Origin of the sequence: Aeromonas sp. PS2Canimalfood6, assembly GCF_048276795.1 — a bacterium.
Classification (GTDB): domain Bacteria; phylum Pseudomonadota; class Gammaproteobacteria; order Enterobacterales; family Aeromonadaceae; genus Aeromonas; species Aeromonas caviae.
The window spans coordinates 1-14,081 of record NZ_JBLUXC010000077.1 but is presented as its reverse complement, the minus strand read 5'-3'; the positions used below and the strand labels follow the sequence as shown (position 1 = coordinate 14,081).

The 14,081-nt window shown below is 62.2% G+C and carries 9 protein-coding genes; 4 read left to right on the top strand and 5 right to left on the bottom strand.

All coding sequences use genetic code 11. The features are described from left to right. Window positions 1-216 precede the first annotated feature (216 nt). The 3 genes from ACNPAA_RS19345 to ACNPAA_RS19335 all read right to left on the bottom strand — a co-directional run bounded on the left by ACNPAA_RS19345 (window position 217) and on the right by ACNPAA_RS19335 (window position 6,987). On the bottom strand, window positions 217-2,586 hold the full coding sequence (locus tag ACNPAA_RS19345) for a YgiQ family radical SAM protein (RefSeq protein ID WP_417891954.1): 2,370 nt from the start codon (window positions 2,584-2,586) through the stop codon (window positions 217-219). A 196-nt stretch (window positions 2,587-2,782) separates the two neighbouring features. Then, window positions 2,783-5,935 carry an efflux RND transporter permease subunit gene (locus ACNPAA_RS19340; protein ID WP_417891953.1) on the bottom strand — a complete coding sequence of 1,051 codons (3,153 nt, stop codon included), beginning with the start codon at window positions 5,933-5,935 and terminating at the stop codon, window positions 2,783-2,785. Beyond that, window positions 5,935-6,987, bottom strand: coding sequence for an efflux RND transporter periplasmic adaptor subunit (locus ACNPAA_RS19335; protein WP_052815157.1), 1,053 nt, complete (start codon window positions 6,985-6,987; stop codon window positions 5,935-5,937). Before ACNPAA_RS19335 ends, ACNPAA_RS19340 begins: the two co-directional genes overlap by 1 nt. Before the next feature lie 210 nt (window positions 6,988-7,197). Between ACNPAA_RS19335 and ACNPAA_RS19330 the strand changes: the two genes are divergently transcribed. After that, on the top strand, window positions 7,198-8,754 hold the full coding sequence (locus ACNPAA_RS19330) for a sensor domain-containing diguanylate cyclase (RefSeq protein WP_052815156.1): 1,557 nt from the start codon (window positions 7,198-7,200) through the stop codon (window positions 8,752-8,754). Between the two features lie 34 nt (window positions 8,755-8,788). Continuing rightward, window positions 8,789-9,658 carry a patatin-like phospholipase RssA gene (gene rssA, locus ACNPAA_RS19325; RefSeq protein ID WP_052815155.1) on the top strand — a complete coding sequence of 290 codons (870 nt, stop codon included), beginning with the start codon at window positions 8,789-8,791 and terminating at the stop codon, window positions 9,656-9,658. A gap of 65 nt (window positions 9,659-9,723) precedes the next feature. On the opposite strand, the gene ACNPAA_RS19320 is transcribed toward rssA, so the two are convergent. Both ACNPAA_RS19320 and ACNPAA_RS19315 read right to left on the bottom strand, forming a co-directional pair. Beyond that, entirely contained in the window at window positions 9,724-11,085 is a 1,362-nt protein-coding gene (locus ACNPAA_RS19320; protein ID WP_109422241.1) for a sodium-dependent transporter, read from the bottom strand. Between the two features lie 195 nt (window positions 11,086-11,280). Continuing rightward, a complete protein-coding gene (locus tag ACNPAA_RS19315) occupies window positions 11,281-11,547 on the bottom strand; it encodes a helix-turn-helix domain-containing protein (RefSeq protein WP_010673503.1) in 267 nt (88 codons plus the stop codon). A 258-nt stretch (window positions 11,548-11,805) separates the two neighbouring features. Between ACNPAA_RS19315 and ACNPAA_RS19310 the strand changes: the two genes are divergently transcribed. Both ACNPAA_RS19310 and ompA read left to right on the top strand, forming a co-directional pair. Beyond that, window positions 11,806-12,393 (top strand): hypothetical protein, encoded by a 588-nt coding sequence (locus tag ACNPAA_RS19310; RefSeq protein ID WP_049636314.1) that lies wholly within the window; start codon window positions 11,806-11,808, stop codon window positions 12,391-12,393. 305 nt (window positions 12,394-12,698) lie between these two features. Then, on the top strand, window positions 12,699-13,718 hold the full coding sequence (ompA, locus tag ACNPAA_RS19305) for a porin OmpA (protein WP_109422242.1): 1,020 nt from the start codon (window positions 12,699-12,701) through the stop codon (window positions 13,716-13,718). Window positions 13,719-14,081 lie beyond the last annotated feature (363 nt).

Genomic DNA, 14,081 nt, shown 5'->3' with positions numbered 1-14,081 from the left:
AGGTTACGGATCGAGATAGCGGGTGCGGCCATGATGATCTACCTGCAAAAGAGAGTAATAGATCAGAACGGCCGATCGCCGTCAAGCACTGAAAATAGCAAAATCAGGTGCGGAATGACGGATCACCTGATACCGACCCAAGACGAAGAGTGAGCGATAAAAAAGGCGACCATCCGGTCGCCTTTTTGTTTTCTATCGCTTTCCAATCAGGAAATATTACCGTGCCGGTCGCTTGGCACCATTTCCTTTGGCCGCAGGCTTGCTGCCCTGAGTCACTAGTTTGGCGCCAGGCTTGGCAGAACCGGCCCGGGTCGGCGCTTTGCCCTTATGGGCAGGTTTTCCGGCAGGTTTGCTCTTACCCGCATTCTGGCCAGCATTCTTGCCTTCGCCATGTGCGGCCGGTTTGCCATTACCCGCGCCTTTCTGCAACTGGGAGCCCACCGGCTTGCCGCCCGTTGTCTTGTTGCCAGCCCCGTTACTGCGCTGATGGGTGATGGCACTGTGGCGGGTCAACGCGGGCTTGAGGCCCTTGCTGCGGCTGCGCTCGGCCTTGGCTTCGCCACGGCCTTCCGGCGGCACCAGGCAGTCGGGGCCGTTACCGATGAGGTGACCCTTGCCCATCTCCAGCAGGGCTTCGCGGATCATCGGCCAGCCGGCCGGATCGTGATAGCGCAGCAGCGCCTTGTGCAGGCGACGGCGACGCTCCCCTTTCACCACGAACACGTCCCCGCCCTGGCGGCTCACCTTGTTGAGGGGGTTTTTCTCGGTGTAATACATGGTGGTGGCGTTGGCGAGCGGCGACGGGTAGAAGTTCTGCACCTGATCGAGCTTGAAGCGGTTTGCTTTAATCCAGAGCGCCATGTTCACCATGTCCTCATCCGTGGTGCCCGGGTGGGCGGAGATGAAGTAGGGGATCAGATACTGCTGCTTGCCCGCCTCTTTGGAATACTTGTCGAACAGCTCCTTGAAGCTGTAGTAGCTGCCCATGCCCGGCTTCATCATCTTGGAGAGCGGGCCCTCTTCGGTGTGCTCCGGCGCGATCTTGAGGTAGCCGCCGACGTGGTACTTGGCCAGCTCCTTGATGTAGCGCGGATCTTCCACCGCGATGTCGTAACGCACCCCGGAGGCGATCAGGATCTTCTTGATGCCCTTGAGGTCGCGCGCCTTGCGATAGAGGTTGATGGTCGGGCTGTGGTCGGTATCCATGTGCGGGCAGATGGTCGGCCAGACGCAGGAGGCGCGCCGACAGGTCTGCTCGGCCTTGGGGCTCTTGCAGCGGAGCTTGTACATGTTGGCGGTGGGGCCGCCCAGATCCGAGATGACGCCGGTAAAGCCCGGCACCTTGTCGCGGATCTCTTCGATTTCTTTCAAGATCGACTCTTCCGATCGGCTCTGGATGATGCGCCCTTCGTGCTCGGTGATGGAGCAGAAGGAGCAGCCGCCGAAGCAGCCGCGCATGATGTTGACCGAGGTCTTGATCATGTCGTAGGCCGGGATCTTCTCGTTGCCATAGGCCGGGTGCGGCACCCGCTGGTACGGCAGGCCGAACACCCCGTCCATCTCGTCGGTTTCGAGGGGGAAGGCAGGCGGGTTGACCCAGATGATGCGATCGCCGTGGGCCTGGGAGAGGGCGCGGGCGCAGCCCGGGTTGGTCTCGTGGTGCAGGATGCGGGACGCATGGGCGTAGAGCACCTTGTCCTCCTTCACCCGCTCGAACGCCGGCAGCTTGACGTAGGTCTGCTCCCACGGCTTTTGCTTGGGCGGCTGCACCAGGATGGGCTTGGCCTCCTGCGCAGCCGGCGCGGAACCCTCGTCATCGCTGCATGGCGCCCCTTCCATATAGGGGTTGGGGATGGGATCGATGCGGCCAATCTGGTCGAGCTTGCTCGAATCCACCCCGCGCCAGCCCGGCAGCGGCTCCTTGCGGATCACGGCGGTGCCGCGAATGTCCTGCATGGTGTCGATGGTCTCGCCGCCTGCGATGCGGTGAGCCACTTCCACCAGGGGGCGCTCGGCGTTGCCGTAGATGAGGATGTCGGCCTTGGCGTCGATGAGGATGGAGCGACGGATGGTCTCGGACCAGTAGTCGTAATGAGCGATGCGGCGCAGGGATGCCTCGATGCCACCGATGACCACCGGCACCTCTTTATAGGCCTCTTTGCAGCGCTGGGTATAGACCAGGGTGGCACGGTCCGGCCGCTTGCCGCCCACATCCCCCGGGGTGTAGGCGTCGTCGTGACGCAGCTTCTTGTCGGCGGTGTAGCGGTTGATCATGGAGTCCATGTTGCCCGCCGTCACCCCGTAGAAGAGGTTCGGCTTGCCCAGACGCATGAAGTCATCTTTCGATGACCAGTCGGGCTGGGCGATGATGCCGACCCGAAAACCCTGGGATTCGAGCATGCGGCCGATGACCGCCATGCCGAAGCTCGGGTGATCCACGTAGGCGTCGCCTGTCACCAGCACGATGTCGCAGCTGTCCCAGCCGAGCTTGTCCATCTCCGCACGAGACATGGGCAGGAAGGGCGCTGTGCCGTAGCACTCGGCCCAGTAACGGGGATAGGAGAAGAGGTTGGTAACCGGCTGCATTTTGACCACCTGGAACAATTCGGGTCGCGCATTATACCGGCAGAGCAAGGCGGGGGCGACGGCTTTTTGCCCCTACAGAACGCGAGGGGAAGGGGCGCCTTCGAGCGGGCGCGACGGGTCGGCGTGACAGACTCGGATCTCATCAACAAGCAGGGCGCCCATTGGCGCCCTGCTTGCTGTCATCCGGGTCGGCACGCTAGGCCGCCGGTTTGTCCCGCCCCTCGGGGGCCACCGCCCCCGGCACCGGGGAGGGACTGGCCGGGATTACCGTGGCCAGTATTTCGTCCACCAGTCGGTCCCGCGCTCCTGTCATCCCCGCGCGTCTGGCGATCAGGTGATAGATGGCGGGCACCACCAGCAGGGTCACCAGGGTCGCCAAGGACAAGCCGAAGAAGACCACGGTCCCCACGGCCATCCGGCTCTCGTACCCCGCCCCCATGGAGAGCATCAGGGGCACGGCGCCGATGATGGCGGTGAGCGAGGTCATCAAGATGGGGCGCAGGCGGCGCACCGACCCCTTGATGATCGCCTCCTCGAACCCTTCACCCCGCTGACGCAGCTGGTTGATGAACTCCACGATGAGGATGCCGTTCTTGGTCACCATGCCGATGAGCATGAGCATGCCTATCTGGCTGTAGATGCTGAGCTCCTGCCCCGTGAGCCAGAGGCCGAGCAGGCCGCCGAAGATGCCGAGCGGCACCGTCATCATCACCACCGCCGGGGTCAGCAGGCTCTCGAACTGGGCCACCAGCACCAGATAGACCACCAGCAGGGCCAGGCCGAACACCAGTGCCATCTCCCCCTGGTTGTCGCGATAATCCTTGGACTCGCCGGCGTAATCCACCGACATGCCGATGGGCAGATGATCCGCGGCCCAGCCATCCAGGAAGTCGAGCGCCTCCCCCAGGGTGTGGCCGGGGGCCACGTCCGCGGTGAGGGTGACCGCCTTCTGGCGCTGGTAGTGGTTGAGGCGCTGGGGACTCGCCACCTGGGTGACGGTCGCCAGGGTGGAGAGGCTCACCATCTCGCCGCTCGCGGCCTTCAAATAGATGCGGCTGATGTCGGAGATGCCGTTGAACTGGGTCTGGTTGGCGCGCAGGTAGACATCATACTCTTCGCCCCTGTCCACATAGGTGGTCTGGCTGACGCCGCCGAGCAGGGCCTGCAGGGAGCTTGCGATGGTGGAGACCGGAATGCCGAGCTGGGTGGCTCGCTCCCGCTCTATGGTCACCTGCAGCTCCGGGGTCTTCTCGGCATAGTCGAGATCCGGGCTCTGCATCAGCCCGCTTTGGGCCGCCGCCTCCTTGAGCGCCAGCCCCTGCTGGTTGAGCTCGCCGTAATCGGAGCCTTGCAGCACGAACTGCACCGCCGCGGTGGAGCCGCCTCTGAACCCCGGCTGGAAGGTGCGGATCATCACGTCGGGGATGCCGGCGAGGCGACCGCTCAGGGAGCGGCCAAACTCGGTGGCCGTTTCGTCCCGCACCGCCCAGTCGCTGAGCTGGATGATGGCCATGCCGGTCTGATCGCCGCCGCGCCCGAAGGCCGGGGTGCTAAAGCTCATGGCCTGCACCACCCCCTTGCCGAGCAGCGGCAGGATGGCGGCCTCCACCTGCTGCATGTTGCGCTTCATCCGCTCGATGCTGGTGCCCTCCGCCCCTTTCACGAACACATAGAGCACGCCCCTGTCCTCGGTCGGAGTGAGGCTCGCGGGCAGCTTGCCAAAGAGGGCGCCAATGCCGCCAAGGCAGAGCAGCAACACCAGGGGCATCCAGACGGCGCGGCGCAGCACGGCCCCCAGCACGCGGCGATAACGCTCCTCCACCCAGCCAAGTCCCTTGTCCAGGGTGGCGGTCAGGGCGTTGGGTTTGTCCACGGCACGCATCAGCCAGGAGCCCATGGCCGGGGTCAGGGTGAGCGCCACCAGGGAGGAGAAGAGCACGGCCAGGGAGAGCAGGATGGCGAACTCGGTGAAGAGGCGCCCCACCATGCCATCCATGAAGGCGATGGGCACGAACACCATCACCAGCACGGCGGTGGTGGCGATGACGGCAAAGCCCACCTCCCGGGTGCCGTGCCAGGCCGCCATCAAGGGGGACTCGCCCCGTTGCAGGTGGTGGTGGATGTTCTCTACCACCACGATGGCATCATCCACCACCAGGCCGATGGCGAGGATGAGGGCCAGCAAGGTAATGAGGTTGATGGAAAAGCCCAGATACCAGGCACCGATGAAGGCCGAAATCAGGGAGACGGGCACCGTGATGGCGGGGATGAGCGTGGTGCGCCCCTGCCCGAGGAAGAGATAGAGCACGGCGACCACCAGCAGGGCGCAGATGGCGAGTGTCTCGTATACCTCGTCGATGGCCTGCTTGATGAAGATGGTGGAGTCGTAGTCGACCTCAAGGGTGGCCCCCTCCGGCAGGAAGCGCTGCATCTCCACGAGCTTCTTCTCGATGCCCTGGGCCACCGCCAGGGGATTGGCGGTGGACTGGGCGACGATGCCAATCCCCAGGCTCTCGCGGCCGTTGCGCTGATAGGCGCTGTCTTCGTTCTTGGCCCCCACCTCCACATCCGCAATGTCCGCCAGATAGATGCTCTGACCATTGGTGGCGGTTTTGACCGGCAGGGTGCGAAAATCTTCCGCACTGTGATAGAGCCGTGCGATCTGCACCGCCATGGTCATGGTGTTGTTGCGGATCTCGCCGCCCGGCAGCTCGATGTTCTCCCGCTTGAGGGCATCCTGCACGTCGGCCACCGTGATGCCGCGGGCCGCCATGTCGGCGGGGCGCAGCCGCACGTACATCACCTGGGTCAGGTCCCCGGAGAGGGAGACCTCGCTTACCCCGTCCACCAGGCTCAAGGGGTCCACCAGCATGCGATTGGCGTAATCCGTCATGGCGGTACGGTCCATCTGGGTGCTGCTGAAATTGAGCCAGATGGCCACATCCCCGTTGCCGTTGTCCTTGGTCACCATGGGCTCGTCCGCCCCGTCTGGCAGCTTGGGTCTGGCCCGGGAGATGGCGTCACGCACGTCGGAGGTGCCCTCCAGCATGTTCCAGCCGAGCTTGAACTCCACCGTGATGGAGGAGCGCCCCTTGCGGGTCACCGAGTTGATGTTCTTGATGCCGCTGATGCCGGAGAGCTGATCCTCGATGGGCTTGGTGACCTGGCTCTCCATCACCTCGGGGGCCGCCCCCTCATAGGTGGTGGTGATGGAAACGGACGGGGTCTGCACATCCGGCATCTCCCGCACGGTGAGTTTGCTGAAGGCCACCAGGCCGAACACGGTGAGCAGGGCGCTGATGACCACCGCCACCAGGGGACGGCGTACTGAGATATCGGAGAGCCACATCAGCCTTTCACCTCGCCCAGATCACGTACCTGGGCGCCGTCGCGCAGATTGACCAGCCCCTCCACCGCGATGCGATCGCCGACGTTCAACCCCTTGAGCACCCAGACGGCCTCGCCATGGGTGTCGCCAAGCTCCACCGGCACGCGCTTCACCCGTCCGTCCGCCTCCAGGCGATAGACGAAGCGCTGCTCGCCGGCATACTCCACCGACTGGGCGGGGATCAGGGTCATCTTCTGGGGTGGCAGAGAGAGATCCACGTTCATCAGCATGCCGGGACGCAGCTGGCCACCGGTGTTGGGCAGGATGACGCGGGCCTTGATGTTCTGGGTGTCGCTGGAGATCCGGCTGTCGAGGGTCTCCAGCACGCCGGAAAAGGATTGATCCGGCCAGGCCGAGCTGGTTGCCGTCACCGCCATGCCGGGGCGCAGCAGGGAGAGGTAGCGCTCGGGCACCGCCAGATCGAGCCGCAGTTTTGCCAGCTCGTCCAGATGCAAGAGCACGTCGCCGCTGTTGACCAGGGCTCCTTCGCTGAGATCGATGAGGCTGACAGTGCCGTCGAAGGGGGCGGCCAGGGTGCGCAGGGAGAGCTCGTAACGGGCCGCATCGACCCGGGCCTGGGCCTGGGCGACAGTCGCCTCCTGCCCCTCCAGCTCCGAGGTGGTGACGGCGCCTCGCGCCACCAGCTTGCGCATGTCCCGCAGCTTGCGAGCCTCGTCGCGCACGCTGGCGCTCTGCTCGGCCAGCTCCGCCTGCTGCTTGCCCGCATCCAGGGCGATCAGGGTCTGCCCCTGTGTGACCTGCTGGCCGGAGCTCACCGCGATGGTGGCAATGCGGCCGGTCACCTCGGGGCTGATGGCCACGGAGCGATTGGCCGCAAGCTTGCTCACCAGCTTGATGGAGGGCTCGGCCAGACTCTGCCTGACGGTTTCGGCCCTGATATTGATCTCTCTTGGTGCTGGCTTGCTGGCGGGTTCAGCCTGCCGCAGATGCCAGGCGCCCGCCGCCAGCAATAGAAGAAGAGGGAAAAGCCACAGCCACACGCGCGTTTTCATCACAAGATCCATGCAGTCAAAGAGAGAGGAAGAAGAGATAGCTTCATCAAGGATGGCACCATGTTACCCCCTGACTATGCCGTGACTATGTATAAATGTGACAAAACGTAACAGTCCGGTGAGAAGATCATCAAAAACGCATCTTGTCGGCACGCGCGTCAGGGTTCTGCCTTACACTGATGCCGACTCTCGCCATCTTCCGGTACGCCCATGTCCATTCCCTCCCCCGCCTTTGCCAGATACCGATTGCAGTGGCTGCTGCTGGGCCTCGGCCTGCTGCTGTTGCTGCTCGCCCTGCAACATGCGTTTCGCCAGGTTACCGAGATCAACAAGCGTGACACCATCAACGCCGCGACCCAGCTCAGCAGCCAGCACCAGCGGATGGAGACCTTCCTTGAGGCCATGCGCGGCCAGGCGGAGGAGCGCCTGCGCAGCAATCCCCAGTCCGTGCTCTCTCGCCAGCTCTATCAGGCGCTGCAATCCGACGGGGAGCACGGCATCAATCTGGATCGCATCCCTGTCGATCTGCCCCCCGCCCTCATCGGCAACCTGACCGGGCAGGGCCCGCTGCCCCATGACGGCAGCGAGCGGCAAGCCAGAATACATCTCGCCCTCAGCCTCTCCCCCCTGCTCGCCACGGCCAGCAAGCTGCTGGACAGGGACGTGGCCTGGATCTACTTCACCGGTACGGACAATTTCATCTACCTCTATCCCTGGGTGCCATCCAGCCAGTTTCGCTTCGATCCCGTGATTTACAGCAAGGCCTACTGGCAGGAGGCGATGGCCAGGCATCCCCACCTGGAGCACGCCATGCTCTCGCGCCCCTACCAGGATTTTGCCGGACGGGGGCAGATGATCACCCTCTCCCAGCCCATTACCCAGGGCGGCCAGATCATTGGCCTGCTCAGCATCGACATCCAGACCGTCACGCTGGCGCAGACCCTGCACCGCCTCGCCCCCCGGATTGGCACCCTGTTCCTGCTCAACGCCCATCAGCAGATCCTCGCCAGCAGCCAGTCCGGTACCGCGCCGCCCCCGGTCAGGACGGCGCAGTCAGCGGAATATGAGTGGCAACAGGGCGCCTTGCAGCTCGTCTATCCCATCCCGGAGACACCGCTCTCCCTCATCCATCGCATCCCGCTGCTGCCTCTGCTGCAGACGCTGTTGTGGCAATCGGCGACGGCGCTCATCACCATTCTCTGTCTGGTGGTGGCGACCGTCTCCAGCCTGCGTGCCCAGCGCCTCAACCGGCGCCTCAACTACCTGTCGCGCCACGATGCCCTGACCGGCGCCTTCAACCGCCACTACTTCGATGCCTTCGAACACCGCCAGGCCCTGGCAGGCCGCCAACGCATCGGCGCCATCATGTTTGACTGCGATCACTTCAAACAGGTCAACGACCGTTTCGGCCACGGGGTGGGCGATCAGGTCCTCATCCGTCTGGTGCAGCTCTGCCAGTCCCTGCTGACACGGGAGTGCCACCTGATCCGCTGGGGCGGCGAGGAGTTCCTGCTGCTCGTCACCGATGAAGCGATCCCTCTGGCCCCTTTGGCCGAGCGGCTTCGCCTGTGCATAGCAGAGCATCCCTGGAGCGCCATCGCGGCCGAGCTGAAGGTGACCGTCAGCCTGGGCCACTGTCGTCAATCACCGGCCATCTCCTTGCAGGAGGTGATCCGCCGCGCCGATATCGCCCTCTATCAGGCCAAGGCCAACGGCCGCAATCGCAGCGAAGCGTGGCGGGATGACGGACAGGAGAAGCCGGAGTAAGCTGGACTCCCACTTCATGTCAGGAGACGCAACTGTGTCACGAAAACCCCGTCTGGGATTGGCCCTGGGTAGCGGTGCGGCCCGAGGATGGGCCCACATCGGCATCATCCGTGCCCTGGAGCGACTGGGCGTCAAGCCGGATCTGGTGGCTGGCTGCTCCATCGGCAGCTTTGTCGGCGCCGCCTATGCCGCTGGTGAACTGGACAAGCTGGAGAGCTGGGTGCGCGGCTTCAGCCGCCTGCAGGTCATGGGGCTGCTCGATCCTGCCCTCTCCGGCGGCCTGTTTCGCGGTGACAAGGTATTTGGCATCGCCGCCGGCCATCTGGGGGATCCCGCCATCGAAAGCCTGCCGCTGCCCTTTGCCTGCGTCGCCACCGAACTCGATACCGGTCGCGAGATCTGGTTGCAGGAAGGACCGCTTCGCCAGTGTGTGCGCGCCTCTTGCGGTATGCCCGGCCTGCTCACCCCGACCCGGGTGGAGGAGCGCTGGCTGGTGGACGGGGCCGTGGTCAACCCGGTCCCCATCTCCCTAGCCCGCGCCATGGGAGCCGAGGTGGTGATCGCCGTCAACCTCAACACCGACATGCACCAGCCCTGGACCGACGAACCGGACGAGCCCGTGCAGGGGGGGCTGCTCAGCCAGTGGTTGAACCGGGGCGAGCGCGAACCCAGTACCCCCGGCATGTGGGGGGTGATGACGGGCTCCATCAACATCATGCAGGAGCGCATCACCCGTGCCCGGATGGCCGGGGATCCCCCCGAGATCCAGCTCTGCCCGCGCCTTGGCAACCTCTCCATCATGGATTTCCACCGCGCGAGCGACGCCATCAACGAGGGGGAAGCCTGTGTCGAGCGCAACCTGGAGCAGCTCAAGGAGGAGCTGTCACGACTCTGCCTGATATGAAGGCATATCGGGGTAAAAGACAAAAAGAGCGCCAATAGGCGCTTTTTTGTTTCGGGTTACGCGGCTCAGAACAGCCCCAGCCCCTTGAGCATCACTACCAGGATCAGCAGCGGCGACACATAGCGGATGATGAAAAACAGGGGGCTGAGGATGGGCAGCGCCAGCTTGCCCCCATTGGTCAGCGCCGTCGTCATCCGCTCGAATCCCCATACCCAGCCCACAAAGAGGCAGAGGAAAATGCCGCCAAGGGGCATCAGCACGTTGGAAGAGACGAAGTCGAACAGATCGAAGAAGGTTTTCCCGTCAACCTGCACATCCGCCAGCGTGCTGCTCGAGAGCGCACAGGTCGAGCCGACCGCCCCCAGCACCAGCAGGTTGATCAGGGTCGCCCTTGTGCGGCTCATGTGAAAGCGCTCGGAGAGCACCGAGACTGGCACCTCCAGGATGGAGAGCATGGCCCCGGTGGCTGCGATGGCGGAGAGCACGAAGAAGAGCACCATGAAGAGGTGGCCGAAGGGGATGCTGGCAAAGACCGCGGGTATGGTGATGAACAGCAGGGAGGCGCCTGCGCTCGGCTCGAAGCCAAAGGCAAACACCGCCGGGAAGATGGCGATCCCCGCCAGCATGGAGACGAAGAGATCCGCGCACATCACCCGTACCGTGGTGAGAGGGATGTGCTGATCGTCCCGAAAGTAGCTGCCATAGGTCATCATGCAACCCATCCCGATGGAGAGCTTGAAGAACGCCAGCCCCATGGCCGTCAGCACGACGCCTGCGGTCACCTTGGAGAAATCCGGCGAGAACAGGAAATGCAGTCCTTCGCTCGCCCCGGGCAGAGTCAGGCTGCGCACGCCTATCACCAGCAGCAGGATGAAGAGCAGTGGCATCAACCGCTTGGTGACCGCTTCGATCCCCCTGGAGACCCCCATCAGCAAGATCCCCCCCATCAGGGCCAGCACCAGCCACTGCCAGAGCAGACTCTGCAAGGGATCCGTGATGAGTGAATTGAAGGCAGCCCCCGTGAAGGCGGGATCGGTGGAGAGGATCTCGCCGCTGGCCGCCTTGAAGATGTAGGCAAACACCCAGGCCGCCACCTCGGAGTAGAACGACATGATGAGGAAGGCCGCGCTCACCCCCATGGCGGCGATCAGCCACCAGGGCTGCCCCTTTGGAGCCAGCTTGATGAGCCCGCTGACCGCATCCGTCCTGGCCTCGCGCCCCAGCATGATCTCGGAGATCATCACCGGCAATCCCACCAGCAGGGTGGCGATGACATAGACCAGCAGAAAACCGGCGCCACCGTTCTCACCGGTCAGATAGGGAAACTTCCAGATATTCCCGAGCCCGACGGCAGACCCCAGGGTCGCGGCCAGCACGCCAAAGGTGCTGGTAAACCCATCTCTGGCTTTGGTAATGGATTGGCTCATCGTTGTCTCACTGTGTGGATCACCGCCTGAATTAAAAGGGTCGGAGTGTTCCGTGGATTAATCCAGCCCGACAAGATGATTTAGTGAAAATCGCCGTTGACCGCACACATCGCATTATTTAATTAAATAATCATCCATTTTGACAAATAAAAAATGCCGCCTCGAGGGCGGCATTTTTATCAAGGTTGAACTGAATCAAGCCTTGGCAATATCGTCCGGACCGATCTGGCCGATTTCGGCGACTTTCTTGTCAGCCAGCAGCCAGAGGGTGAACTTGTGCAGATCGGGGTGGTGGGCCAGGGCAACCAAGAAGGCGCCTCCGACTTCACGGTAACCCAGTTCATAGTTCTTCAGGGTGGTTGGGGGGACGCCCAGCAGATCGGCAAACTTGGGACGGCTCAGGCCTACCGCTTCGCGGATCTGACGGATCTTCTTGCCAACAGTTACGATATTTGAATTCATGTGTTTCATACTCCGTTCGGCGGATTGACTCCACCTTTATTTTTCGCGACGACTCGTAGTCAAGTGTATCAGTTTTGAACGGACTCGTTATGGTCGAGCCTCTATCTATAATCAGCGTCTTTCGACGACAACCCTTCACAAACCTCGGGGATGGTAATCGCTGCGTCGCCTCAGGTAAACAGTCTCGAAAAGAAACCTTTCTTGTTGCCCGGCCATCCCTCGTATAATTCGCCGGTTATTTCCAAGAGAGTCATCAACATGGCATTTCCCGGCATCATTTCCCGTCTTCATTCCGACCCGGACTCCCTCCCCCGTCAGCTCGCCCAGGGTCTGCAGACCCGGGCCGAAGCGTTCTGGCTGCCCATGGCCATGCAGGGGGACGCCGCCACCGTGCTGGCGGCCCTCCCGGACAGCTGCAGCCTCTATCTTGAAGGCCAGACGACGCTTCCCCTGCGCAGCCACGACGGCGTCGTGGCAGAAAACGGCACCCTGGCACTGGGCAATGGTCACACGATGACGCTGGCCAGGGAGAAAGGCGATGGCGGCATCGTGCCGGAAGAAAGCCTCGCCGAGATGGCCCAATGGCTGGAAGCGGGTCATCGGCACTTCATCTGCTCCACCGCCGTCCAGCCCGTGGCGCGGGCCATCCTCAACATCTGGCCTCTCGATCCCTACCTCGCCCGTCACTTCTTGCTCAGTTTCACACCCTTGCTGTGCGAAGCAACTGAGGCGGACTATCTTGCTGTCCTCTCGGTCAGGGCGGGTGACGCCACCCTGCGGCACGCTTGGGCTGAGGCTTATATGAAGCTTGAGAAGAAACTGCATCGCGCCTACTTGGATCACTAATAAATCCCAAGAAACAGCCAGTTATCCCTACGACACAATTTGCCCCATCCCTTATCTGTGAGCTTGATCATGTTTTGAAATGGGCATAAAATGCGCCACGTCATCGGAATGACGTCGGCTGTTCGTGGCGGAGTATGCATTGTCGACAGTGCAACCCGCGCACTTGTGCACCCAGATACGTGCCTCCTGGATGGATCTAGGATCCCTGTTCGCACCAACGTCGTTGGTCGACAGAGCCAGCAGCTTACATAAATTACAAAGTGCGAAGCACGTGAACAACGTGCCATCTCAACGAGGATTATTTTATGATGAAAATGGCTCCTTCCCTGATCGCCATCGCTATGGCCACCATGGGTGCAACTGCAGCTCACGCCGCTGACGACATCTACTTCGGCGCCGGTGTTGGTGCAACTCACTTCAACGGTCTGAACAAGATCGAAGGCGTGAACGTTGGCGAAGAAGATGCGGCTGCTGCCAATGCCTTCGTTGGTTACAACTTCAACGAATACTTCGGTTCCGAGCTGGGCTACCAGTACACTGGCCGTGGCAACACCGACGGCAACCGTTACGAGAGCCAGGGTGCCACCCTGTCCGGTATCGCTCGTCTGCCGCTGGGCAACGATTTCTCCCTGTTCGGTGAAGCTGGCGCCTACTGGGGCCACACCGACGGTCTGGGCACCAGCGATACCAAAGTATCCCCGCTGGCCGGTGCCGGTGTGACCTACAAGGTCAACGACGCGCTGGATCTGCAAGCTCGCTACCGCTACATGTGGGACGTGGCTGACCTGCACGCCGACAACGTACGCTACAAGTCCAACCAGAGCGTTGCGACCCTGGAAGCCGTTTACCACCCGTTCCGTACTTCCTACGTAGCGCCTGCTCCGGCCCCGGTTGTTGAAGAAGCACCGGCCCCGGCTCCGCAAATCGTTGAGAAGAACTTCGCCCTGAACTCCGACGTGCTGTTCGCCTTTGGCAAAGACAGCCTGAAGGCCGAAGGCGTGCAAGCCCTGAACGCTCTGTACCAGCAAATCGTTGAGTTCCAGCCGAAAGACGGCAACGCCGTTGTTGTTGGTTACACCGACCGTATCGGTTCCGACGCTTACAACCAGAAGCTGTCTGAAGCTCGTGCCCGCACCGTTGCCAACTTCCTGGTCAGCAAGGGTATGGCTGCCAGCAAGGTTGCCATCGAAGGTCGCGGCAAAGCCAACCCGGTCACCGGCACCAAGTGTGACGGCGTCAAGGCCAAGGCTCAGCTGATCTCCTGCCTGGCTCCGGACCGTCGCGTAGAAGTTCGCGTATCCGGCGTACAAGAAGTTCAAAAGTAATCTGACTTCGCTCAGGTAACGTAAAAAAGGGGATGCCACGGCATCCCCTTTTGCTGTCTCTCTCCTCCCCCCAGCGACACTCTCTGTCTCACCTTTCTCCCCTTTACCCCCGTATTGCGGCCCCGCGACACCGGTGTCGGCGCTGCATATCTGTGCAGAAACTTGATCACGCTGATTCAAAAGAATACAGTAGCAACGCTTGTAAGACATTGGATGAACTATTAAAAGTGCTCAGTGCCCGGTTATACCAATCGGATTAAACATTAGGTCAGTTTTATCCAATCTCGGCTACAAAGTGACATCACCCGCTCCACATCGGCAATAAAGTGCTTCCAGGCCGATGTGCAGGCATCAAGGATGTCG